Source organism: Thiomicrorhabdus xiamenensis, assembly GCF_013282625.1.
Lineage (GTDB): Bacteria > Pseudomonadota > Gammaproteobacteria > Thiomicrospirales > Thiomicrospiraceae > Thiomicrorhabdus > Thiomicrorhabdus xiamenensis.
The window spans coordinates 2,153,030-2,175,975 of the sequence record NZ_CP054020.1; the positions used below are offsets into that span (position 1 = coordinate 2,153,030).

The window sequence follows — 22,946 nt, forward strand, 5'->3', positions numbered from 1 at the left end:
GAATCAGAACTGCGGCAGATACAGCGCCTGCCCGCTCTCGTCATGAAAGCTCTGCAGCTGCATCTCCAACGCTTCCTGCAGAATCAGCGGTTGCAGGACCTCTTTGGCTTCGCCCTCAGCGACAACCTGCCCCTGTTTAAGTAGAAGTACCCGATCGGCTAGCTGCATGGCCAAAGGCAGATCATGCACTACCATAATCACGCCCAGTCCCTGTCTACACCACTGACGTAACATCGCCGCAAAACACTGCTGATGACGCATATCCAGAGCGGCATTCCACTCATCCATCAGCAGCCACCTGCCGCTGAAATCCATTTCTTCGCCGCGCTTTTCACAGTCGCCAAGAGGCCAGATCTGCGCCAGAGCACGCGCCAGCTGCGCCCGTTTAAACTCCCCGCCGGACAGACTCAAGATCGAACGATCCAGCAGGTTATCCAAGTCGCAAATCGTGATAATACGCTGCAGACAGCGTTCGAAGCGCCCTTCATGCCGATAGGCTTCCAGTAATTCACTGCTGTACTGAATTTCCAATCCCAAACTGACGAGTTGACGGACGGTGAAATCAAACTGCACCCCTTGCTGCTGCTCGACGACGGCCCGTTGCAGCGCAAGCGCCTGTAGACTGATACTGGACAGCGCCTCTTTGTGCCAGAAAATCTCGCCCTCGGTCGGTTCGAGGCTTTTTGCCACAAGGCTTAGCAAGGTGGATTTTCCCGCGCCGTTCTGCCCTAGAATGACATTGATCTGCCCACTCTGGAATTCGGCATTGATCTCTTCAAGCAACTCCGTTTTAGCGATTCGGTAAGCGAGGTTCTGACAGACGATTCGTTTCATTGACGCCATCCTCTACGCTGTTTAAGCAACATCATCAGGAAGAAAGGGGCGCCGATCAAAGCCATCAGAAGCCCGATCGGCAACTCGAGAGGATGCAGCATGACTCGCGCCAGCCAGTCGGCCAGAACCAGCAGTATCGCTCCGCCAAGGGCACTTAAAGGCAAAACCAGACGATGATCGGAGCCGACCCATAAACGGACAATATGCGGCACCACCAGACCGACAAAACCGATGACACCGACCACCGAGACGGCACTGCTGACCATCAGGGCGCTGAAAATCATTACCTGCCATTTGAAACGACCTGTATCGAAGCCCATATAGCGAGCACTGTTTTCGCCCAGAACAAACGCATTCATCGCTCGGACCAGCCGCCACAAAACCGCCGTACAGAACAGCACCACAGCCGACACACCCACTACCGATGGCCATGAAAGATTGACCAGCGACCCCATCAACCAGAAAGTCACCGTCCGCAACTGCACCAGATCCGCGACACTAAGTAACAGCTGAGTGGCCGCACCCATAATGGCATTAACGGCCACCCCAGCCAGCAGCATCAGCGCAATATCGGTCTGACCCGATTTCGTCGCCAGTCGGTAAATCAGCAGCGTCGCCAGAAGTCCGCTGGCAAAAGCGAAAAAACCGATCTGCCATAATGCGACCTGTTGCCAGAGCCAGCCGCCAAGCACCATAATCGCTACCGCACCAAAGGCGGAACTGCTGGCGACGCCAATCAATCCCGGCTCGGCCAGCGGATTGCGGAAAAGCGCCTGCAAGGCAACACCGGCGACGGCCAGACCGGCCCCAACAATGATCGCCATCAGGACGCGCGGCAAACGGAACTCCTGCAAAATAAACCACTGCTGGGTACTGACCCCTTCCGTCAGCAAGGTACTCCAGTTCAGCGAACTGTGCCCGACAAACAGATGCCCGAGCACAGCCAGCAGCAGAATTCCGCCCAATATCGCCGATCTGCGTGCCGGAAACGCTCCCGAAGCTTTTCTCATGTCATTGCCTCGGGTGCCTGCGCTTTCAATTGCGCCTTTTTCCAACCCAGATACTGTTCGCTGAGCGTTGCGACCACAGCACCGTTCCAGATCACAATAAACCAGATCAGGTACAGCCAAAGCAGAAACAGCGGCACGGCGGCAAAAGCGCCGTAGATAAGATCATAGGTCGGGAAGAGCTTGACGTAGATTCCGAAACCGACTTTGAGCAATTCCATCTGCAGCATGGCCATAAAACCGCCTAAAAAAGCCGCCCGGGTGGAAACGTGACAAGCCGGAACGAATTTATACAGCAAGGTAAATCCGAGCCAACTCAAGGCGACCGGAATAATTTTCAAACCGAACAGCAGTTTCTCGATAAAAGGCGTGGTATCGCTGACCAAAGGCAATGCCAGAATCGCCGAGCTCACCAACAGGCTCAATCCGAGCAGAATCGGCCCAAACAGACTGATGCCGAGATAGTGCAACAGACTGACCCACCAGCGCCGTTTTGCCCCCTCAGGCCAAAGCTGGTTGAGTTTCTGATCCACTTTCCACAGCAGCATCACAGTGGTTAGAAACATCATAATCAGCCCCGGCCATTTCAGATGCGTTGCCTGAAACGAGAACTGCAACAGATAATCCTGAATCACCGGTTGGGAACTGGGCATCAGGTTTTTGACGACCTGATCCATGACCAACGCTTCGAAATCGTAAAAGTAACTCGATACCGAAAACAGCGCCAGCATCACACCCAGCATCGGCACGATTCCAATCAGCGAGGTATACGCCAGAATCGCGACGGCATCGGAGCCTTTCTGCTGCTGAAAACGCACCGCCGACCTGAACCAGAAACGCCAGTGGGCAATGTTTTTAAACACGGAAAATGAACTTTTGTAATCTGTTTGTCGTGCCGAAGGCATAGTCGGGAGGATCCTTGGAACAGTTTTTAGACATTTGCGCCTATAATAACGCCGCCGGAGCTTTTTTTCTTGCTCTGCGTGCCTTTGAAGGCAAAAACCGAGGCAACTTTTTCAAACGGAAAATCAACGGGGAAATAGAGTGGGTGTAAAACAGTGGCAATTCTGGATAGACCGCGGCGGAACCTTTACCGATATCGTCGCGCAGGCTCCCGACGGCAAGCTGTACACTCATAAACTGCTTTCGGAAAACCCAGAACGCTACCAGGATGCCGCCATCGCCGGTATCCGGCATTTCCTTCAGGTCGCCGAACCGGCACCAATCCCGGTTGAACAAATCGCCTGCGTTAAAATGGGCACGACCGTCGCCACCAACGCCCTGCTGGAACGTAAAGGCGAAGCGGTGGCGCTGGTAACCAACCAAGGCTTTGCCGACGCTCTCAAGATCGGCTATCAGAATCGCCCGGACATTTTCGCTCTGGAAGTCCGCACCGCGGCACCGCTGTATCAAAAGAGTATTGAAATCCCCGGACGAATGGATGCCGACGGCAACGAAATCGAAGCGCTTGACGAAGCGGCAACCAAAGACGGTTTACGTACCCTCAAACAAGCCGGCTACCAGGCCATTGCGATAACCCTGCTGCACAGCTATCTCAACCCACAACACGAAAAACAGGTGGCTCAATGGGCGCAGGAGATCGGTTTTACCCAGATATCCACGTCTGCGGATACATCGGCATTGATCAAATATATCGCGCGCGGCCGCACGGCGGTCGTTGACGCCTACCTCAGTCCGATTTTACACCGCTATGTACGTCAGGTTGCCGGTCAGCTTCCAGGCGTTGATCTGCAGTTTATGCAGTCTCATGGCGGCCTGTGTCAGGCAGAGCGTTTTCAGGGAAAAGACGCCATTCTCTCAGGCCCTGCAGGTGGTATCGTCGGTGCCGTCAAAACCGCGCAAATGGCCGGTTTTGATGAAATCATCGGTTTCGATATGGGTGGCACTTCGACCGATGTCTCGCACTATGCCGGAGAGTTGCAACGCAACTTCGAAACCGAGGTCGCCGGTGCGCAAATGCGCGTGCCCATGCTCGATATCCACACGGTCGCCGCCGGAGGCGGGTCGATTATCCACGCCCATCACGGTGAGTTGCGGGTCGGCCCGGAATCTGCCGGAGCCAATCCGGGACCGGCGGCTTACCGACGTGGCGGCCCTCTCAGCGTAACCGACGCCAACCTTCTTCTCGGCCGCATTCAAAGTCAGCACTTCCCGGCCGTTTTCGGTGCCGACGGTACACAACCGCTGGATCGAGAGATCGTCGAGCAGAAATTTTCCGCTCTGGGCCAGGCATTGAATATGACGCCCGAATCACTCGCCGAAGGCGCTTTGCTGATCGCTGTCGAGACCATGGCGAATGCGGTGCAGACCATTTCTACCCAACGCGGCTATGACCTGAAAGACTACACCATGGTCAGTTTCGGTGGTGCCGGAGGACAACATGCCTGCGCCGTTGCCGATAAATTAGGGATTGCTCAGGTTTTGCTGCATCCTTACTCGGGCGTTCTCTCCGCTTACGGTATGGGACTGGCGCAGAATTCGGTACTGATTACCCGCTCCCATCAACAGCCTCTTGAACACCTCAAAGAGCTGCATAACAACTTGGAATCGCAAAGAGCGGAAGCCAGAAAAGCACTGGAACAGCAAGGCGCTCAGTTCGCCGAAGACAAAATCACCCTGCATCTTAACTACCAGGGCAGTGACACCACTTTGGATGTCCACTGGCAGGAAGAATCCGGTGCCAACGACTATCGATGTGCCTTTGAGATTCAGCACCAGCGGCAGTTCGGCTTTCGTCTGGATGCGGACATCCATATCCACAGCATCAGCGTTGAAGCTTTGAGTACCGCCCATCAGGCCCGCAAACTGGCGCCTGCCGACAAGGCTGTGGCCGAAGCCGAAGAACAGGTGCAAACCTATCATGACGGCCAATGGCACGATACACTGGTTTTTCAGCGCGATCAGCTCGCTTTGCATCAGATCTTGCAGGGACCGGCGCTGATTCTGGAATCAACCGGCACCATCTATCTGCAGCAGGGATGGCAGGCAAAACTGCTGCAAGACGGACAGCTGCTGCTGGAAAAGAATCTGCAGCAAGACGCCGCTCAAGCGCCTGCGCAAGACACGGGATCAACGGATTTGAATGCGAAGATCGACCCGGTTAAACTCGGACTTTACAATCACCGCTTTATGGCGATTGCCGAACAGATGGGAGCGGTTCTGGCGAAAACTGCACACTCGGTCAATATCAAAGAACGTTTAGATTTCAGCTGCGCACTTTTCGACCGCTACGGCCAGTTGATCGCCAACGCCCCGCATGTTCCGGTTCACCTTGGTTCAATGGGCGAATCGGTTAAAACCGTCATTCAGCGGCATGCCGAACAGCTTCAGGAAGGCGACTGTTACGCCCTGAACAACCCTTACGCGGGCGGAACCCACTTGCCGGATATTACCTTGATCTCACCGGTATTTATTGATGGAGCCTGCCAATTTTATGTCGCATCACGCGGGCATCATGCCGATGTCGGTGGCCTGACGCCCGGTTCCATGCCGGCTGACAGTCGTCATATTGAAGAAGAAGGCGTTCTGCTTGACTGTGTGCAGGTTGTTAAAGCCGGCGAACTGCAGTCCCGGATCATTCACGACGCTTTTAGCCAGGCACGCTATCCGGCACGCAATCTAACCCAGAATCTGCACGACCTTCAAGCGCAAATTGCCGCCAACCAGACCGGAATAAGCGGTTTGCAAAAACTCTGTGCCAAAACCGGCGTGTCCGAGGTCAGTGCTTATATGGCATTTGTTCTGCAGCATTCCGAGCAGGCAGTCAAAGCTTTGCTTGCACAATTAAACAACGGACACTTCTGTTACAACACCGATCAGCAAACGCAAATTTGCGTGCGCATCGACATTAATCGCAGCGCTGGGAAAGCACGTATCGACTTTACTGGAACCAGTGCGCAACAGAACAATAATTTCAATGCCCCCTATGCCATTACCCGCGCGGCAACGCTGTATGTGCTACGCACCCTGATCGATCAGCCGATTGCGCTGAACGACGGCTTTCTTCAACCTATCGAGCTGGTTGTTCCAGAGAACTCGATGCTCAACCCGAGTTATCCGGCCGCGGTGGTTGCCGGTAATGTCGAAACCTCGCAAGTAGTCACGGATGCACTCTACGGCGCCTTGAAAGTTCAGGCCGCTTCACAGGGAACCATGAACAATCTGACTTTCGGTGATGAAACCTGGCAGTATTATGAAACCCTGTGCGGAGGAACCGGAGCTGGGAAAAGCTATAACGGAGAAGATGCCGTGCACAGCCATATGACCAATTCGCGCCTGACCGATCCGGAGATTTTCGAGCTGCGCTATCCGGTTCGTTTAAAACGCTTTGCGATTCGCCACAACAGCGGCGGAGAAGGTCGTTTTCACGGCGGTAACGGCTGCGAAAGACATATCGAATTTCTCAAACCGATGACGGTCTCAGTGCTGAGTAACCACCGCACTGTCGCCCCTTACGGCATGGACGGCGGCGCTCCCGGAAAAACCGGACAACAGGGTTATCTGGCGCAAGAAAGCGACCATGTCGAATGGTTGCAGAGCACCTTTACACAAACCTTCAAATCCGGTGACCAGCTATGGATGCATACGCCGGGCGGCGGCGGTTACGGTAAAAAGTAGTACGGCAAGAAGAGCGTGAAAACGCTTTCTTATAGCGAATTCAAACAGGGAAACGGCTGCGGCTAATGCTTCGCTTGCCGTAATCAATCCCGGAAAATTCGGCAAAGTCCTGCAGACTCCTTTCGCTTCCCAAACCAAAAGCACCTAACGGCTTGCCGTGATACAGCAGATCGGCCATTCTTTGCCGCGCTAAATCTTTCAGCTCATACCAGCGGTAATCTCTCTGCGAATCCCATTTTTCATGCCAATGATGGGCATCATAGGCGTTATCCGGCAGCTTATAAAGATGATACAAAGGAATATGCGGCGGGTGAAAAATATCCCAACCACGAGTAAAAGCACGAATCGCAAGATTCTGCTCTTCGCCGTGAAAGTACAAACGCGGATCATAGGGCACTTCATCCACAAATCGCCCCCAAGTAAAGATAAAGCCGCCTGCCAGATGAAATCCGGGAACCATTTCGCGCGTCATTAAATGTTCCGCACGAAAATGCAGAACCGGATCGTCATCTTTTAATGCTTCTTCAGCCTTCGGTCTGAGGGCCAGAACCGTTTCCTTGGACGGCGTGGATTTGATTACCGGCTGAGTGCCTTCGAACTCAAAGGCATACGGATAGGTTGACAGAATCGGCTTGGATGAAAGCCCATCCAGCGAATGAAACTGCTCGATTAAAACCGAGTCCCATCCCTGCTCGAAATAAGTATGCGAATCAATCTGCAATAAATAAGTCTCATTCTGGTAAAGCGAGAAAACCAGTGACCGGGCCCAGGAAACGCCTCGACTCTGTACCGGATCGATATGCACATAGCGGATCTGCTTCTGGAACTTGAAACGGCGGATTATGTCATTGCGGCTTTGTGGGTGCTGATCAACCACCCCGAACACCAGCCGTTCGGGATTATCTGCCTTGGCATAAGCCTGAGCCAGCGTAAACAGCAAAACTGGATCGACATAAGATGCCAGAGACACAAAGATCTTATCCATGCCCGCTTCCCTGTTTACGCCCTGACCAATCCGGCCTCGACCGTTTGCCGTACATCAGCGCCCTGCAGTTTCTGCAGAAGATGCAGAGCGAAATCCATTGCCGTCCCCGGGCCTCTGGAGGTAATAATCTGACCGTCTTCTACAACAGATTCATTTGAAAACTGCATGTCATGCGCCGGCTGTTTTTCAATTACCCCAGGATAACTGGTTGCCTGCTTGCCATCCAGCAAGCCGGCGGAAACCAGAACCTTCGGCGCCGCACAGATTGCGGCCGCCAAACCACCCATTTCAACCGTATTTTTGAGTTTTGCAATAATTCGCGGATCTGCCTGAAGATAATCTGCGCCCGGCAAACCACCCGGCAAAACGACCAAGTCATAATGATCGTCGATCACTTCATCCAGTGTTTTCTGGGCAACTAACTGCACGCCGCGACTTGCGGTGATGATGGTATTGTCATCCAAACTGGCGGTCACGACCTCGACGCCACCACGCACAAGAATATCGATAATGGTAACCGCTTCGAGCTCTTCACACCCTTGTGCCAAAGGAACCAGTACTTTGCTCATTTTTCACTCCCTATGCCGTTTTGTTTCATCCTGACAAATAAAAAAGCCACCGTCACTTTCGTTCAGGTGGCTTTATTTCGCTCATACGCGCCGCTTATTTAAGCTGCTGGGCCAGAATCATAGTTCTGACAATACGCATGGCCTCGCTCAATTCAAAGTCTTTATCCAGCAGCGCTTCCGTTTCCTTGGAAACTCTCTCCTGCTCGGTCAGCTCTTCTTCCTCTTTATCGCCATTCCCGTTGGACAGGTGACCGGAAAGGTCCTTCTCTTTGATGTTACCGATCTTGGACTTTTCGACCTTCTCAACTTTCAGCAAATCGATCTTCACATCCGGTTGAATCCCTTCGGCCTGAATCGAACGTCCCGACGGCGTAAAATAACGAGCCGTGGTAATCTTCATGGCTGCTCCGTTATTCAGCTGCATCAACGTCTGTACCGACCCTTTACCGAAGGTATCGCGGCCGGCGATAATCGCGCGTTTCTGATCCTGAAGCGCCCCGGAAACGATTTCAGAAGCCGAAGCTGAACCTTCATTCACCAACACGACAATCGGCTTACCTTTCATAAGATCGCCACCTTCGGCTTCGAAACGCATCTGTGAATTACGAATACGACCTTCGGTGTACACAATGAGTCCGTCATCAAGGAAAGCGTCGGAAACTTCAACCGCTGCGGTCAAAACGCCGCCCGGGTTGTTACGCAGATCCAACACAAGCCCCGACAAAGGCTTGCCATTCTCTTTTTCCAAAGTTGAAATCGCTTTGCTCAGATCCTGGCCGGTACGCACCTGGAACTGACTGATACGAACATAGCCGATATCGTCTTTAAGCATACGCTGCTTAACGCTTTTCACCTTGATGACTGCTCGCGTCAATTCAACCGTAAAAGGCGCATCAACACCGTCACGTACGACGGTCAATTCGATTTTGGTTCCCGGCTTACCGCGCATGATCTTGACCGCTTCGCTCAAGGTTTTGCCCTTAACCGGCTCGGAACCGAGTTTGATAATCAAGTCACCGGCTTTCATGCCCGCTTTCTCAGCAGGAGTATCGTCAATCGGAGAGATGACCTTCACAAAGCCGTCTTCCATACCGACTTCCATTCCTAACCCGCCAAATTCGCCGCGCGTATGTTCTTCCATCTCCTTGGCGTCAACCGGAGGCAGGTAAGCCGAATGCGGATCCAGGCTGGAAAGCATGCCGCTGATTGCGCCTTCAAGCAATTTTTTATCATCAACCTGATCAACATAATCTGTGGAGATTCTTTCATAGACTTCAACAAAAGCACGTAGCTCCTGCAAAGGAATGGAATTGGTCTGTTGAACGGTCGTTTCGTCACGATCCGCCCATACAGTGGTTCCGACAGCAATCATAGCTCCAAAAATTACGCCGGTTCCGACCCACATGACTTGTTTTATTTTCGATATAGCCACAAGGCTCTCCAATTAGATAAATCTTCAAAATAATCTAGCATTTATAATGTTTTCAACCACAGGATTCAAGTTTGTTCGCCATTTTTCCACAAAAAAATATTAGCAACTCATAAAATATCCTTGAGGTGACTTATTCAGGCAACTTCTATAGAATTTACATAAATTTTCAGTAATATCGTTATATAGTGAATTGATCAGAATGAGTGAAGAAAACGTCCCATTTGAAATGAAAGAAGACAATATCAATAAAGCCTCTAAAGCATTAAAAGCGATGGGGCATCCTCTTCGGCTGAAAATTCTTTGTGTTATCGGACAAAATGAATTGCCTGTAATGGAAATTGTCAAACAAGTGGGAACAACTCAAAGTAACATTTCCCAACACATCGATATTCTGCGTGAAAAAGAGATTATCACCTCCCGCCGGGAAGGCAGCAAAATCCTTTGCCGAGTCCGCGATCATAACATTCTCACTCTAATGAGTGCGATGCAGCAGACCTTCTGCCCGACCGAGAACTAAGCACTAAACACCGTTCTCAGTTCAAAGCGAAAGGCGACATCAGCCTAAGGTTCGAACCCCCATTTTCTATAAATGCTTTTCCTGCAGAGGAAGCATTAAGCACCGTTCAGATTCATACGCAGATCAAACTGCGCTCTTGCCGCCTGAAGCTGATCGGTTCTCTGCGCTAAATTGGCACCATCAACCCGAACTGACTGATTATCCATCTGCGCCATCTCAGCGTTAGGAAGGATAGTACTCGCCGTTTCCATCCGGGAATCGCTGTCAGCCCCCTGTATGGAATCTGCTCCCTGTACCTCTGAAGATTCAGCGGTATTGCCGTCATCCTCTGTCGTTTGCCGAGCCATTTCCGCGCGTGCCTGCATCATCATCTGTGATGCTGCGGACGCGACCCGCATATCCTGTGCAGAAGGCTCGGCAGGCGCCAAGGCAGCATTTTGTACTACGATCGCTTTTTGCAGAGTCGCTTCCGGATCATTAGCAACGGCCGAAGTATCTATCCCCACTTCTCCGCCAATAGCATAGCGTTTACCATCCGGCCCTGTCTGATAGGTAAAACTCATTCCCCGTGCATAGGCTCCGGCAACACTTAAGTGTGCCATTTCATGCGCACGCACTTCCCGATCGCGAGATTTCAGCTGACTGATCACCTGCTCGACTTGTTGCTGGCTAAGTCGCTGATCTTGAGTCTCTTGAGGAGCCTGACTGCCGGAAACGACTTGCTGCGACTGATCGGACACTGTTCCTTGATCCGGAACTCGTTGCGAAGGCTGAGATTTTAGATTCTGTTCTGTAACGGAATTCGTGTTCGAAAACGGTAACTGAGTAGCACTCTCCTGAGGCATCACTTTTCCCTGCCCGGTCAAAGCCGAACTCAAAGGAATTGAGGTTGCAGGTTGTGATGAGACAGTGCTGAATGAAATCGCCATTGTTTTACAAAACCGTTAAAAATTACAGTCGATAAATTGATTATAATAAAAACAATCGGACTTGATAAATAAAAGTCACTTACGAATCATAGACTTAGTTTTTTTGGAGGTCTATTATGGCGATTTCCACAGACGTATCAATGAATGCGCTGCCAATGCAACCGACCTATAGTCAGCAGCAGGCGCCGGTCGGTATGCTGAAAAAATCCATTGATCAGCAAAGCCAGGCGGCAATGATGTTAATCAACAGTATTCCGCAAATTCCCAGTAATCCGGCACCGCAGGGAAGTTTGGGACAGAATATCGACGTCAAAGCTTGAATACCTCGACTGAGAAAACGCGGAACCAGAAACGACAAAGCCGATCCGTCTCTAGTGACTGACCGGCTTTTTTTCAGCTCTTCTTGTAAAGAAGCTGTTTTTACTCAACTGTTACCGATTTAGCCAGATTACGCGGCTGATCAACGTCGGTTCCCTTAATCAGCGCAACATGATAACTCAATAGTTGCAGCGGGATATTAAAGGTGATCGGCGCGGTAATTCGTCCGACATTGGTGGTTGCCTTGACGACATGAAAGTTATCATTATCGCTACTGACACAAGAACCTTCGTCTTCAAAAACGATCATCTGACCGCCACGCGCCTTAACTTCCTGAAGATTGGATTTCAATTTCTCAAGTAACTCGTCCTTCGGAGCAATGGCGACTACCGGAATCTGCTCGTCGATCAACGCCAGAGGGCCGTGCTTCAACTCGCCTGCCGGATAGGCTTCAGCATGAATGTAGCTGATCTCTTTAAGCTTGAGTGCCCCTTCCATGGCAATCGGGAACATGGTTCCACGCCCGAGAAACAGAGCACTGGTTTTATCTGCGAAGGAGAGCGCAATCTGCTTGATTGTCTCTTCATGCTTAAGCGCATTCTGAATCAGCGTCGGTAGCTTTTGCAGCCCATGAACAATCGTTTTTTCACGTTGTTCCGTTAAGCGCTTCTGTACCTGACCGATAGCCGTCATTAACAGCGCCAGCGCTACTAATTGGGTGGTAAACGCCTTAGTCGATGCCACACCGATTTCCGGACCGGCATGCGTCAGGAAAACCAGATTCGACTCACGCGTCAAACTTGACTCCGGCGCATTACAGATGGTCAGGGAAGCGATTCCCGGAAACTGCTGTTTAGCCTCTCTTAAAGCAGCCAGAGTATCCGCCGTTTCACCGGACTGACTGATTGTAACCAGCAACGTTTTATTCCGGATCACTGGATGGCGATAACGGAATTCGCTAGCAACTTCAACCGAACAAGGCAGCCCGAGGATATCTTCAAACCAGTATCTCGCCACCATTCCGGCATGATAACTGGTACCGCAGGCGATGATTTGAATATTCTCGATCTCGGCAAAAATGCTTTCCGCGCGATGACCGAATGCGGAAACCAGAACCGAAGAATCCGTTATACGCCCCTGCAAAGTATCGATAACCGCCTGCGGCTGCTCGAAAATCTCTTTGTGCATATAGTGCCGGTGCTCGCCAAGCTCGACAGAGTGGCTGCTTAAACTGGAGGTAACAATCGAACGTTCAACCGGTTCGCCGTCTTTGTCGAAAATCTGCAGCTGATCGCGGCGGATGCTGGCAACATCCCCTTCATCCAAGAAAATAAATTGCTGCGTCACCGGTAGAAGTGCGGAGACATCCGAGGCGATAAAATATTCGCCGATTCCAACGCCGATCACTAAAGGGCTGCCACAACGGGTCGCCACTAACAGATCGGGCTGGTCGATGGCGATTACGCCCAAAGCGTAAGCACCGTCCAGATGTTCCACCGTGGCTTGCACGGCTTTAAGCAAGTCGCCGTTAGCGTTATCCAATTCGGAATCCAGACAATGGGCAACCACTTCGGTATCGGTTTCCGAGGTAAAGCGATACCCCTGTTCAATCTGCTTTTCTTTCAGATCGGCAAAATTTTCAATAATACCGTTATGAACCACGGCAACGCGATTGTTACAGATATGCGGGTGTGCGTTCTGCTCAGCCGGTACTCCATGAGTTGCCCAACGGGTATGCGCGATGCCGATTTGTCCTTGAAACGGATGTTCCGTGCGTTCGATCTTATCATTTAACTGTCGAATTTTGCCCAGTGAACGCACTCGCTCGATTGCTCCCTCCGAACTGATTAAGGCAATACCGGACGAGTCATAGCCACGATATTCAAGACGACGTAAACCCTCAAGTAAAATAGGAGTCAGATTCCTTTCCGTGACTCCCCCAACAATTCCGCACATAGTTATTTTTCTCGTATCAAAATTTACCGCTTATAGTAGCATTCACGGCCGTAAGCCCCAACCAAAACCTCGTTATAAGGTCAAAGATAATTACTGTCCAACTGGCAATGGAACAGAGAGCATCCGGATAAACTAAAAAAAGCAAAGCCGATTCATGTCGGCTTTGCTTTTCTAAGGCGACCTTTCAAGCGATCCCTAACAGGCAATATCAACCGAACCGGTATCGATCGGCGTTAACCCCCAAATCTCGTCGTTATACTGCTGCATGGTGCGATCGGTCGAAAAGATACCACTGCGCGCGGTATTAACGATACTTTTACGCACCCAGCTTTCACGATCCTGATAGGCGTGTGCCGCCTGTTCCTGAACGGAAATATAACTTTGGAAATCCGCCAAGGTCATCCATGGATCTTGCGAAGATTTCATCGAACGAATAATCGGATCAAAAATCCCCGGCTCAAACTGATTGAAATGACCGGATTCAAGCAGCCCCATCACCGCCTGCAGATCGTTGCTCTGATCAATAAAGATCTGCGGATTGTAATAGCGACGCAGTTCTTCCACTTCGGGAGTTTTCAAACCGAAAAGGAAAAAATTTTCTTCGCCGACCGTTTCCAGAATCTCGACATTGGCGCCATCCAAGGTACCGATGGTTAAAGCGCCGTTCATCATAAACTTCATATTCCCGGTACCGGATGCCTCTTTACCGGCTGTCGAAATCTGCTCAGAGAGATCCGTCCCCGGGCAGATAACCTCCATCGCCGAGACCCGGTAATTCGGAAAGAAGGCCACCTTAAGTTTATCACCGACATCCGGATCTCGATTCACCACATCGGCGACATTATTGATCAACTTGATAATCAATTTTGCCATGGCATAACCCGGAGCCGCCTTACCGCCGAAAAGTACTGCGCGATTGGTCCAGTTATCGATTTGACCCCGCTTGATGCGCGAATACAGATGAATGACATGCAACACATTCAATAATTGGCGCTTATATTCATGAATACGCTTGACCTGAACATCGAACATTGACTCCAAAGGCAAGTTTACGCCGGTTTCTTCCAAAACCAGATCTGCCAGACGCTTTTTGTTCTTCTGCTTTACTTCATGCCAGCGTTTACGGAACATTGCATCCTCAGCCAAAGGCTCGATCTGTTGCAAATCCTCCAAATGCGTAATCCAGTTTTCGCCAATATGCTCTTTCAGCAACGCGCGCATATCCGGGTTGCATCCCGCCAACCAGCGACGCTGGGTTACACCATTGGTTTTATTGTTGAACTTCTCCGGCCACAGCTGATAGAAATCATTGAACAGCCCTTCTTTAAGAAGATTGGAATGCAATTCGGCCACGCCGTTAACCGAGTGGCTGCCGACAATAGCCAGATACGCCATACAGATATTGTCATTCTCGTCGACAATCGACATTCGACGCTGTCGTTCCGTATCCGCAGGCCACTTCATGGCAACTTCGGTCAGGAAACGACGGTTGATCTCGTAAATGATATCCAGCGGCCGGGGCAACAATTTCTGAAACAGTTCTCGCGGCCATTTTTCCAGCGCTTCCGGCAGCAACGTATGGTTGGTATAAGCCATGGTCTGCGTCGTAATGCGCCACGCTTCGTCCCATCCCATACGCTCTTTATCGACCAGAAGTCGCATGAGTTCGACTACCGCCAAGCTAGGATGCGTATCATTTAACTGGAAAGCGTTATATTCAGCAAAATCACTGAAATCGGAACCGTATTTTTCCGTCCATTGTGTCAGCACATCCTGAAGGGATGCGGATACCAGAAAATACTGCTGTTTGAGACGCAATTCCTTACCGTTTTCGCTCGAATCGTTCGGGTACAAGACCTTGGTGATATTCTCCGCTTCCGATTTCTTCGCGACCGCTTCGTGATACGAGCCGGCATTGAATTCGGACAGGTCAAACCCTTCCTTAGCCATCGCCCACCACAATCGCAGAGTATTGACCGTCTCGTTTTTAAAACCGGGAATAGGGACATCATACGGAATCGCCAAAACCACATCGGCATGTTCCCAGTGCGCAATCAGATTACCGGAAACCGGATCAATATACTCTCGCGATTCCCCGCCGAACTTGACGACTTGCGTATATTCCGCCCGCTGAATCTCCCATGGATGGGGGCCGAAACCCAACCAGTGATCGGGCTGTTCAACCTGATAGCCGTTCTGGATTATTTGCCGGAACATCCCGTATTCATAACGGAGACCGTACCCCATAACCGGTAGTTTCAACGTCGCGCAACTGTCCATAAAACAGGCCGCCAGACGCCCCAGACCGCCGTTGCCCAGACCCGCATCGCGTTCGGTATGCTCAATCTCTTCGAAATCCAGACCAAGATCGTAAATCGCTTTTTCCGTCGCGCTCTCGATACCTAAATTCAATAGATTATTTGTCAGTGAACGGCCGATCAAAAACTCCATTGAGAGGTAGTAAGCTTTTTTGAGTTTTCCATTATGATTGTATGCGGCCCAGGTTCGTTTCCAATGCGTCATCAAGCGATCACGCGTTGCATAGGAAAGCGCTTTAAAAAGATAGTAGTCCTCGGACGTCAGCTGTCTTCCCAAGGTATGGCATAAGTACTTCAAAAAGTCCGCTTCGATCGCGTCTTTGTTCATGCCGATATGAGGCAACATATCGCTGATCACTTCCAGTCTTTTGGCTTCGATTTCCGTTGGCATCAGACTATCTCCTTATAAAGGGATTCATACTGTTTGGCACTTTCTTTCCAGTCGAACGTCTGTAGCATCCCCTGCTTTTGAATCTGTTGCCAGCGACGTTTCTTGTTCGTGAACAGATAAAGCGCATGCTGAATGGTCGAAAGAAGGGCATGTCGGCTGGGCTCATAAAAGACGAAACCGGTCGCCTCTCCGGATTTCAATGCATCCTCGTTCGCATTCACCACGGTATCGGCAAGACCTCCGGTATGATGGACAATTGGAGGCGTTCCGTAAGCCAGACTATACATCTGATTCAAACCGCAAGGTTCGAAACGAGACGGCATCAGGAACATATCTGTTCCGGCTTCGACCAGATGTGCCAACTCTTCCGAATAACCGATATGACACCAGACTCTTTTCGGAAAATCCCGTGCAATGCGGCATAGCTCCGCTTCAAAATGTTTATCTCCCGAACCGATAAAAGCAAAATTGGCATCCGTTGTGGCCAATATTTCCGGCAGCACAGACAGCACTAGATCGATTCCTTTCTGCGCTACCAGCCGACCGACGAAACCGATTAGCGGTCTGTCCAGCCATTCATCAAAATGGTTTTCATCCGGCAATGACTGATCCGGATGCAGAGCGCAAAAGGTCTTTAAAAGTTCCGCTTTGTTTTTTCTTTTGGCGCTGGTGCGTCCTTTCTTCTCGGAATAGCGGTAAGGAATCAATGGATCGCTGTGCGGATTCCAGACATGCTCGTCAATTCCGTTAAGAATACCGACCAGACGGCCCTGTTCGGCTCTTTCCTGAAGAATCCCTTCAAATCCGTACGCGTACTCATAGGTGCAGATTTGCCGCGCGTATGTCGGGCTGACCGTCGTGATCCAATCGGCATAGGCGACACCGGCTTTCAGCATCGAAAAATGCCCCCAAAACTCCACACCGTGCATTGACCACAGATTGTTGGGCAATCCTAATCCATCAAACAACTGCTTCGGAAAGTTGCCCGGGTAAGCCATATTATGGATGGTAAAAATCGTTTTCGGGCGATGGATTTCGACACTCAGTAAACCCGCGGCCAACCCCGTCTGCCAATCGTTGAGGTGAACCACATCAGCCGCCCACTTAAGATTGCAACGATCCATTGCCAATTCAGTAATCACCTTGGAAAACACACCGAAGCGTTCGCCGTTATCCCACCAATCAGTTCCATCCTCGGCCAGATAAGGATTCCCGGCACGACCGAAGAGTGCAGGAATATCCACCAACCAGACCGGAACCTCTATCGAATCAAAAGCACCGGCTTTTAATTGCAGAATACGGACATCCAACTGTTTGCCGCACCCACCGATCTTGAAACTGGCAACCTGACGATAGGACTTGTCCGGCAGTTTTTCCATCACATCGTGATAGGCAGGAAGCACCATGCGAACCTGATGTTTAAGCTTTTTCAAGGCGTTGGGCAAACTGCCGCTGACATCCGCCAGACCGCCGGTTTTAATTAAAGGATGCGCTTCCGAAGTGGCAAATAAAATTTTCATAATGGCTGTTCAAATCCGTTTTCTTAATCTTTTCTTTTTAAGACCAGTACACCCAAAGGCGGCAGGGTTAAATCCAGATGGAAGGGTTGATTCATCCAATCGCCCTCCTGCGCCGGAAGGTGGCCGCCATTGCCGAGATTTCCGCCCCCGAAACATTCCGCATCCGAATTAATCAATTCCAGATACTCGCCCGCCTCCGGAACACCGATACGATAATTTTCGCGAGGAACCGGCGTGAAATTGAAAAGGCAGATTACAGTCTCGTCATCACTGTGACGCATAAAACTCAAAACCGACTGCTGGTAGTCGTGACAATCAATCCAGCTGAAACCATCGCTTTCAAAGTCTCTCTGGTGCAAGGCGCTATGCTCCTTATACAGGCGATTCATTTCCCTGCTGAACAACTGAACGCCCCGGTTTAAAGGATGATCACACAAATACCAGTCCAGAGAATGCGACTCGGACCACTCTCCCCATTGGGCGAACTCCGATCCCATAAAGAGCAGTTTTTTACCCGGGTGCAGCATCTGATATCCCAATAGCAGTCGTACATTTGCCGCTTTTTGCCAATCATCGCCCGGCATCTTGCCGATCAGAGATCCCTTCAGATGCACCACTTCGTCGTGCGACAAAGGAAGAATGAAATTTTCCGAATAGGCATACATCTGACTGAATGTCAGTTCACTGTGATGATAGGAGCGGAAAACCGGCTCTTTCTCAATATAGGACAACGTGTCGTTCATCCAACCCATATTCCATTTCATCGAGAACCCGAGTCCGCCCATCCAGGTTGGACGCGACACCATCGGCCAGGAAGTCGATTCTTCGGCCATAACCAATACGCCCGGAGCCTGAGCATGGACTTCGGCATTCATCGTCTGCAAAAATTCAATGGCGTCCAAATTTTCCCGACCGCCATATTTGTTCGGCAGCCAGTCACCGTCATTTCGCGAATAGTCCAGATAAAGCATGGACGCAACCGCATCAACCCGCAGACCGTCGATATGCAACTCCTTAACCCAATAGAGCGCATTCGCAATCAGGAAATTTCGGACTTCATTGCGTCCGAAGTTGAAAATATAGGTCCCCCAATCCTGATGCTCACCCATACGAGGATCTTCATGCTCATACAACGCAGAACCGTCAAAACGCCCCAATGCAAAACTGTCTTTTGGAAAGTGTGCCGGAACCCAATCGAGAAAAACGCCAATCTGATTCTGGTGACAGTGGTCAACAAAATAACGGAAATCGTCCGGCGTTCCGAAGCGGCTTGTCGGAGCGAAATAGCCGGTCGTCTGATAGCCCCATGACTGGTCAAGCGGATGTTCTGAGACGGGCAAGAGTTCAATATGGGTATAACCCATCCACTGAACGTATTCGACCAGACGGTGCGCGATCTCCCGATAATTGAGAAAATTCCCGTCATCGTCTTTTTGCCAGGAACCCAAATGCACTTCATAAATATTGATCGGTGCCTTATGCCAGTCGGAATGCCCGCGCGCCTGCATCCAACTCTGGTCTTGCCAGCGATAATCCGATTCGGTAATCCGGCATGCGGTCGCAGGACGAATCTCCATCGATTGCGCGTAAGGATCGGTTTTGACCATCACCTGACCGCTATCGCGGTTACGGATCTCGAATTTATACAAATCGCCCAGCTGCAATCGCGGAATAAAGATTTCCCAAACACCTGAACCACCCAGCACTCTCATTGTATGACGCAAGCCATGCCAGCCGTTAAAGTCGCCAACGACCGAAACACGCTCGGCCGATGGAGCCCAAACCGCGAAACGTACACCGGATATGCCGTCGACTTCCATAACCCGTGCGCCGAGAACTTCATACAGATGCCAATGACGCCCTTCGGAAAACAGATGCAGATCCAACTCGCCAATCTGCGGTAAAAAAGTATAAGGGGATTCCGCCTTATGCCACTCGCCATTGCCTTCGCACCATTGAACCTCGTAATGCTGCGGCAGTTGATGGAATTGCTCCTCGTTCAACAGAGCATAAAACAGATCACTGTCTGGGTAGCGGAGCAGATCGATAAAATCCTCTTGCAGCAGTTTCACTCTTGCTCTTTCTGCCGTCGGCAGCCATTCGCAGATAACCCACTGTTGGGAAGAACCAGCTTGTACGGCATGAATTTTGTGAACCCCCAGAAAATCGTAAGGATCATGATGACGCCCTTGTTGCAGACGATTAACATGATCTTTGACTTCTGGAATTAGACGATCCAACGGTTCGGCAGCCTGAAAGCTATTTGGCATAATTTTTCCTTAAATCGAACTTCATTACCGCGAAATGATTAAAGCACTTTCGCGATTTGTTTTTATTATCACGCACTGTCACCGCGATCGGTCAAGGCAACTAAAACAGCAATTTCCTTAGACGTTTCTTTCGAAAGCTGGGACCAATCAAACTGCCAGCGCCAATTTCCCTCGGCGACGCCCGGAACATTCATCCGGTGTTTAGAATCCAGCATTAGAAAATCCTGCATCGGAACAATGACTCTTTGAGCGACCGAAGCAAAAGCGGCGACGATTAACGGCCATGGCATAGCGTTTTCCAGACCGGATTTTTCCAAAAGCGATCCGCAGTGTTCTTCAAGCTGCTGCCACACCCAAGCCTTACCGCCTTCGTCGAGCGTCTCAAACCAGCCGATGGTCGTATCGTTGTCGTGTGTCCCGGTATAGGCCACCGAATTGACGACCTGCTCATCCAGCGCATGCGGATTATCAGGCAGACCGTTAAAACCGAACTGCAATACCGACATGCCCGGTAGATCGAATTTCTCCTTGAGCTCAACCACCTCTTCGGTAATGACCCCGAGATCTTCGGCGATTAAGGGTAAATGTGGAAACTCCTGCTGCAACTTCTCTAGAAGCGCTTCGCCCGGAACCTCTTTCCAGTGACCATTAATCGCGGTCTCTTCCTTTGCGTCAATCTGCCAGCACGCCTGCAGGCCTCTGAAATGATCGATACGCAGAAGATCAAACTGTCGCAAGGCATGTTCGATTCGCCTTATCCACCAGGAGAAACCGTCTTTCTGCATCGCATCCCAGTCATAATGGGGATTTCCCCAACGCTGGCCGGTTTCGGAAAAATAATCCGGCGGCACGCCGGCGACCACTTTCGGCATCAGCGACTCATCCAATAGAAACTCTCCGGTATTCGACCAGACATCCGCACTGTCCAAAGCAACAAAAATCGGCATGTCACCGAACAGCTGAATACCTCTCTGATTGGCGTCACTCTTGAGTTTCTGCCATAAATAATCGAGTACGCACTGCTGTTGCTTCAGTTGTTCGATTCGTCCCTGATGCTGCCTGCTAAAACGCTTCAAACTCTCCGGATCGCGTCGTTTGAGTCCTTCAGGCCAGTTCACCCAACTGGCTCCCTGCAATTGCTCGCGAATCGTTACAAAAAGCGCATAGTCCTGTAACCAGTGCGGTTCATTCTGCAAAAATTCGGCATAACGTTCGGCGTTGAGATACTGCATCCAATCGTCCGGCAAAAAAGCCGGATTAAACGCAAAGGCCGATAAGGCCGAATAAGGCGACAGGTCGGCATGCGGATGATTCAGTGGCAACGTCTGCCAGATACTGAGACCGGATTCCTGAATCCAATCCAGAAAACGCCACGCTTCGGAATTCAATTGTCCCAGTTTTCCCGCCGCATTCGGCAAGGAGGTAATATGTAATAAAACGCCGGCTTGGCGTAGTGGTGGATCGGACGGCTCGGCTCTATCAATCAACTTTTTCACTGCAACCGCCTCCCGATACTAATTTCGACGCATGGTGCCGGAGTTTTCCATCTCTCCGCCCCCGAAAGAGATCGGAGTCTCCAGGTTTACCGGCGGAGGCTCATCCAGAATCTGATACAGCTTACGCAGATGAGAGCGGAACAACAGATCAAAATCACTGACACTGTCGGCCGGGTTATATCCTCCGAACCACCAGAACCAATCCGAACCTTCACAGATGGCCAACTGCTCGGTCGCCTGCTTCTGTTGCTGGGCCGTCAACTGGCCCGACGCGACCTTCTTATCATACGCCTGTTTCGCCTCGATCAATCGATCCCAGCCAACATTCTTATCCGGGTCGCCCATCCAGGTTGAAAAAGAACCATACACCCAGCTTCCTGCCTGAATTTCCGGCAACGGAATCGGTTTAACACCGGATTGCAAAGCCTCGCTGAAAGTCGTCAATTCCACATGAGAGTGATCGGAAAGTACCGAATAGAGTTCAATCAAAAAGTGATAAGCGTTATCCGGGTAGTACTCCCAGGCATTTTCTCCATCGAGAATAACGCTGACGGTATGCGACTGCCCGTCTTTACAGACAAAATTAGCAATATTGGTCAAATGATTGGCAAAATCGTTCGCCGCATCTTCGGCACGCCAGTCTTTGTACTGAAATCCGATCAGATCGGAAAGACCGTCGTCCCGGAAAAACAGCGAGCACTCTTTCCCTACCGGACGCATCGGACGGTACAGCGCCTTTTTACTGTTAAGGTCGTGTTCATTAATATGCGATTTTTCGCAGGAGTGGCGCCAAACCCCCTCTCCCGAAGCACTCCACTTAATTTTATATTCATCCAGCAAAGCGATCGCATCGTTACTGATCGCGCCCTCAGACAGCCAGACCCCGCCAGGTTTACGGCCGAAATAATGTTCAAAGACCTCAAGTCCTTTCTTCATATGCCAATGCGCTCTTTCCCGACCGCCCGGATATTGCGGATAGGACGGCATAGGCGCGTTCGGCATCGCTTCCAGCAGACTGTCGAAGTCCAGTAACAACGGAACAATCGGATGCCCGTAAGGCGTCATCGAAAGCTCGACCTGACCGCTGTCCTGCAGGGCTTTGTAACGGGGAATAATTCCGGAAATAGCATCCGCCATAATCTGCATCAACAAGCGTTGATCTTCCGCAGAAAAATTACGTTTTTTGAACATCAGCGTCTGAATACGCGAATCGTCCTGGCGCAGACTCACCCCCATCCATGCCAAGTGATACCAAACAAGCAAATCGGTAAAAAACTGGCTGTTAAGGTAGGTGATCAAGGTCTGATTCGGCTCATCCAGCAATTTGCTTTCATTCAGCAAATCGACCAGTTCTCGAAAAGCGGGGAAAACATTAATAATGGTCGGTGCATGCGCTTTCTGGCAGGCTTCCGCAATCGCAATACGCTGCTCGGCATCTTCAGGAATGGCTTGTGCACCGGAAACCCAATTCAGCAACGGATCGGACATCAGACTGCCTTCATCCAGCCACGCCTGAATCTGCGCCTGATAATCATCCAGCTGCTCGAGCAAAACTGGAGCAAAATTCACCACTGCCTTGGCCGCTGGCTGTTTTTCAAGGTGCCAAACCATATCGGTATAATCTTTAAGGGCATGCAGATAAACCCAAGGCAGTCGATAGATGCCATCCTCACCATCGCGATAGTGCGGCTGGTGCATATGCCAGCACAAGACAACTTTAAGTTTATTTTCCTGCATAATGCTTACCTTTTTTTAATACCTGAAAA

Annotated in this window: 17 protein-coding genes; 4 read left to right on the top strand and 13 right to left on the bottom strand. The window is 50.7% G+C overall.

Annotation, left to right across the window (positions count from 1 at the left end; translation table 11 throughout):
* Positions 1–3: 3 nt before the first annotated feature.
* From HQN79_RS09945 to HQN79_RS09955, 3 genes are read right to left on the bottom strand one after another with little or no spacing between them, the layout of a single operon-like run.
* Positions 4–834, bottom strand: coding sequence for an ATP-binding cassette domain-containing protein (locus HQN79_RS09945; protein WP_173286109.1), 831 nt, complete (start codon positions 832–834; stop codon positions 4–6).
* The gene (locus HQN79_RS09950; protein WP_238843353.1) at positions 831–1,844 is read right to left on the bottom strand and encodes a FecCD family ABC transporter permease; all 1,014 of its coding nucleotides are present in this window, start codon (positions 1,842–1,844) and stop codon (positions 831–833) included. The genes HQN79_RS09945 and HQN79_RS09950 overlap by 4 nt, the downstream gene beginning before the upstream one ends.
* Complete coding sequence (locus HQN79_RS09955) at positions 1,841–2,746, bottom strand: YihY family inner membrane protein (RefSeq protein WP_173286111.1); 906 nt, start codon at positions 2,744–2,746, stop codon at positions 1,841–1,843. Before HQN79_RS09955 ends, HQN79_RS09950 begins: the two co-directional genes overlap by 4 nt.
* A gap of 14 nt (positions 2,747–2,760) precedes the next feature.
* Between HQN79_RS09955 and HQN79_RS12140 the strand changes: the two genes are divergently transcribed.
* On the top strand, positions 2,761–2,895 hold the full coding sequence (locus HQN79_RS12140; protein ID WP_275284665.1) for a hypothetical protein: 135 nt from the start codon (positions 2,761–2,763) through the stop codon (positions 2,893–2,895).
* A complete protein-coding gene (locus HQN79_RS09960; RefSeq protein WP_173286113.1) occupies positions 2,886–6,479 on the top strand; it encodes a hydantoinase B/oxoprolinase family protein in 3,594 nt (1,197 codons plus the stop codon). The genes HQN79_RS12140 and HQN79_RS09960 overlap by 10 nt, the downstream gene beginning before the upstream one ends.
* A 40-nt stretch (positions 6,480–6,519) precedes the next feature.
* On the opposite strand, the gene HQN79_RS09965 is transcribed toward HQN79_RS09960, so the two are convergent.
* The 3 genes from HQN79_RS09965 to HQN79_RS09975 form a co-directional block, all read right to left on the bottom strand.
* A complete protein-coding gene (locus tag HQN79_RS09965; RefSeq protein WP_173286115.1) occupies positions 6,520–7,464 on the bottom strand; it encodes a GlcNAc-transferase family protein in 945 nt (314 codons plus the stop codon).
* A 14-nt stretch (positions 7,465–7,478) separates the two neighbouring features.
* Positions 7,479–8,033, bottom strand: a complete 555-nt coding sequence (locus tag HQN79_RS09970) for a DJ-1 family glyoxalase III (RefSeq protein ID WP_173286117.1) — start codon at positions 8,031–8,033, stop codon at positions 7,479–7,481.
* A 94-nt stretch (positions 8,034–8,127) separates the two neighbouring features.
* Positions 8,128–9,438, bottom strand: a complete 1,311-nt coding sequence (locus tag HQN79_RS09975; protein WP_173287071.1) for a S41 family peptidase — start codon at positions 9,436–9,438, stop codon at positions 8,128–8,130.
* Positions 9,439–9,664: 226 nt separating this feature from the next.
* On the opposite strand from HQN79_RS09975, the gene HQN79_RS09980 reads away from it, so the two are divergent.
* Positions 9,665–9,982: an ArsR/SmtB family transcription factor gene (locus HQN79_RS09980; protein ID WP_173286119.1), complete on the top strand. Its 318-nt coding sequence runs from the start codon at positions 9,665–9,667 to the stop codon at positions 9,980–9,982.
* 95 nt (positions 9,983–10,077) lie between these two features.
* On the opposite strand, the gene HQN79_RS09985 is transcribed toward HQN79_RS09980, so the two are convergent.
* Positions 10,078–10,911, bottom strand: a complete 834-nt coding sequence (locus HQN79_RS09985) for a putative metalloprotease CJM1_0395 family protein (RefSeq protein ID WP_173286121.1) — start codon at positions 10,909–10,911, stop codon at positions 10,078–10,080.
* A 116-nt stretch (positions 10,912–11,027) separates the two neighbouring features.
* Between HQN79_RS09985 and HQN79_RS09990 the strand changes: the two genes are divergently transcribed.
* Complete coding sequence (locus tag HQN79_RS09990; protein WP_202984493.1) at positions 11,028–11,231, top strand: putative motility protein; 204 nt, start codon at positions 11,028–11,030, stop codon at positions 11,229–11,231.
* Between the two features lie 100 nt (positions 11,232–11,331).
* On the opposite strand, the gene glmS is transcribed toward HQN79_RS09990, so the two are convergent.
* From glmS to HQN79_RS10020, 6 genes are all read right to left on the bottom strand, one after another.
* Complete coding sequence (gene glmS / locus HQN79_RS09995; RefSeq protein WP_173286122.1) at positions 11,332–13,185, bottom strand: glutamine--fructose-6-phosphate transaminase (isomerizing); 1,854 nt, start codon at positions 13,183–13,185, stop codon at positions 11,332–11,334.
* Positions 13,186–13,380: 195 nt separating this feature from the next.
* A complete protein-coding gene (locus tag HQN79_RS10000) occupies positions 13,381–15,894 on the bottom strand; it encodes a glycogen/starch/alpha-glucan phosphorylase (protein ID WP_173286124.1) in 2,514 nt (837 codons plus the stop codon).
* Positions 15,894–17,414, bottom strand: a complete 1,521-nt coding sequence (gene glgA / locus HQN79_RS10005; protein ID WP_173286126.1) for a glycogen synthase GlgA — start codon at positions 17,412–17,414, stop codon at positions 15,894–15,896. Before glgA ends, HQN79_RS10000 begins: the two co-directional genes overlap by 1 nt.
* Positions 17,415–17,437: 23 nt before the next feature.
* Positions 17,438–19,684 carry a 1,4-alpha-glucan branching protein GlgB gene (gene glgB, locus HQN79_RS10010; RefSeq protein ID WP_173286128.1) on the bottom strand — a complete coding sequence of 749 codons (2,247 nt, stop codon included), beginning with the start codon at positions 19,682–19,684 and terminating at the stop codon, positions 17,438–17,440.
* 68 nt (positions 19,685–19,752) lie between these two features.
* Complete coding sequence (malQ, locus tag HQN79_RS10015) at positions 19,753–21,180, bottom strand: 4-alpha-glucanotransferase (RefSeq protein ID WP_238843354.1); 1,428 nt, start codon at positions 21,178–21,180, stop codon at positions 19,753–19,755.
* A gap of 18 nt (positions 21,181–21,198) precedes the next feature.
* The gene (locus HQN79_RS10020; RefSeq protein WP_173286130.1) at positions 21,199–22,917 is read right to left on the bottom strand and encodes a glycoside hydrolase family 57 protein; all 1,719 of its coding nucleotides are present in this window, start codon (positions 22,915–22,917) and stop codon (positions 21,199–21,201) included.
* Positions 22,918–22,946 lie beyond the last annotated feature (29 nt).

What these genes read in the sequence shown, in the direction of transcription:
- glgB (WP_173286128.1), bottom strand. Translation starts at nt 19,684, where the DNA reads ATGCCAAATAGCTTTCAGGCTGCCGAACCGTTGGATCGTCTAATTCCA.
- HQN79_RS09950 (WP_238843353.1), bottom strand. Translation starts at nt 1,844, where the DNA reads ATGAGAAAAGCTTCGGGAGCGTTTCCGGCACGCAGATCGGCGATATTG.
- HQN79_RS09985 (WP_173286121.1), bottom strand. Translation starts at nt 10,911, where the DNA reads ATGGCGATTTCATTCAGCACTGTCTCATCACAACCTGCAACCTCAATT.
- HQN79_RS10020 (WP_173286130.1), bottom strand. Translation starts at nt 22,917, where the DNA reads ATGCAGGAAAATAAACTTAAAGTTGTCTTGTGCTGGCATATGCACCAG.
- HQN79_RS09965 (WP_173286115.1), bottom strand. Translation starts at nt 7,464, where the DNA reads ATGGATAAGATCTTTGTGTCTCTGGCATCTTATGTCGATCCAGTTTTG.
- HQN79_RS09945 (WP_173286109.1), bottom strand. Translation starts at nt 834, where the DNA reads ATGAAACGAATCGTCTGTCAGAACCTCGCTTACCGAATCGCTAAAACG.
- HQN79_RS09970 (WP_173286117.1), bottom strand. Translation starts at nt 8,033, where the DNA reads ATGAGCAAAGTACTGGTTCCTTTGGCACAAGGGTGTGAAGAGCTCGAA.
- glgA (WP_173286126.1), bottom strand. Translation starts at nt 17,414, where the DNA reads ATGAAAATTTTATTTGCCACTTCGGAAGCGCATCCTTTAATTAAAACC.
- HQN79_RS09975 (WP_173287071.1), bottom strand. Translation starts at nt 9,438, where the DNA reads ATGTGGGTCGGAACCGGCGTAATTTTTGGAGCTATGATTGCTGTCGGA.
- HQN79_RS09955 (WP_173286111.1), bottom strand. Translation starts at nt 2,746, where the DNA reads ATGCCTTCGGCACGACAAACAGATTACAAAAGTTCATTTTCCGTGTTT.
- glmS (WP_173286122.1), bottom strand. Translation starts at nt 13,185, where the DNA reads ATGTGCGGAATTGTTGGGGGAGTCACGGAAAGGAATCTGACTCCTATT.
- HQN79_RS09980 (WP_173286119.1), top strand. Translation starts at nt 9,665, where the DNA reads ATGAGTGAAGAAAACGTCCCATTTGAAATGAAAGAAGACAATATCAAT.
- HQN79_RS10000 (WP_173286124.1), bottom strand. Translation starts at nt 15,894, where the DNA reads ATGCCAACGGAAATCGAAGCCAAAAGACTGGAAGTGATCAGCGATATG.
- HQN79_RS09990 (WP_202984493.1), top strand. Translation starts at nt 11,028, where the DNA reads ATGGCGATTTCCACAGACGTATCAATGAATGCGCTGCCAATGCAACCG.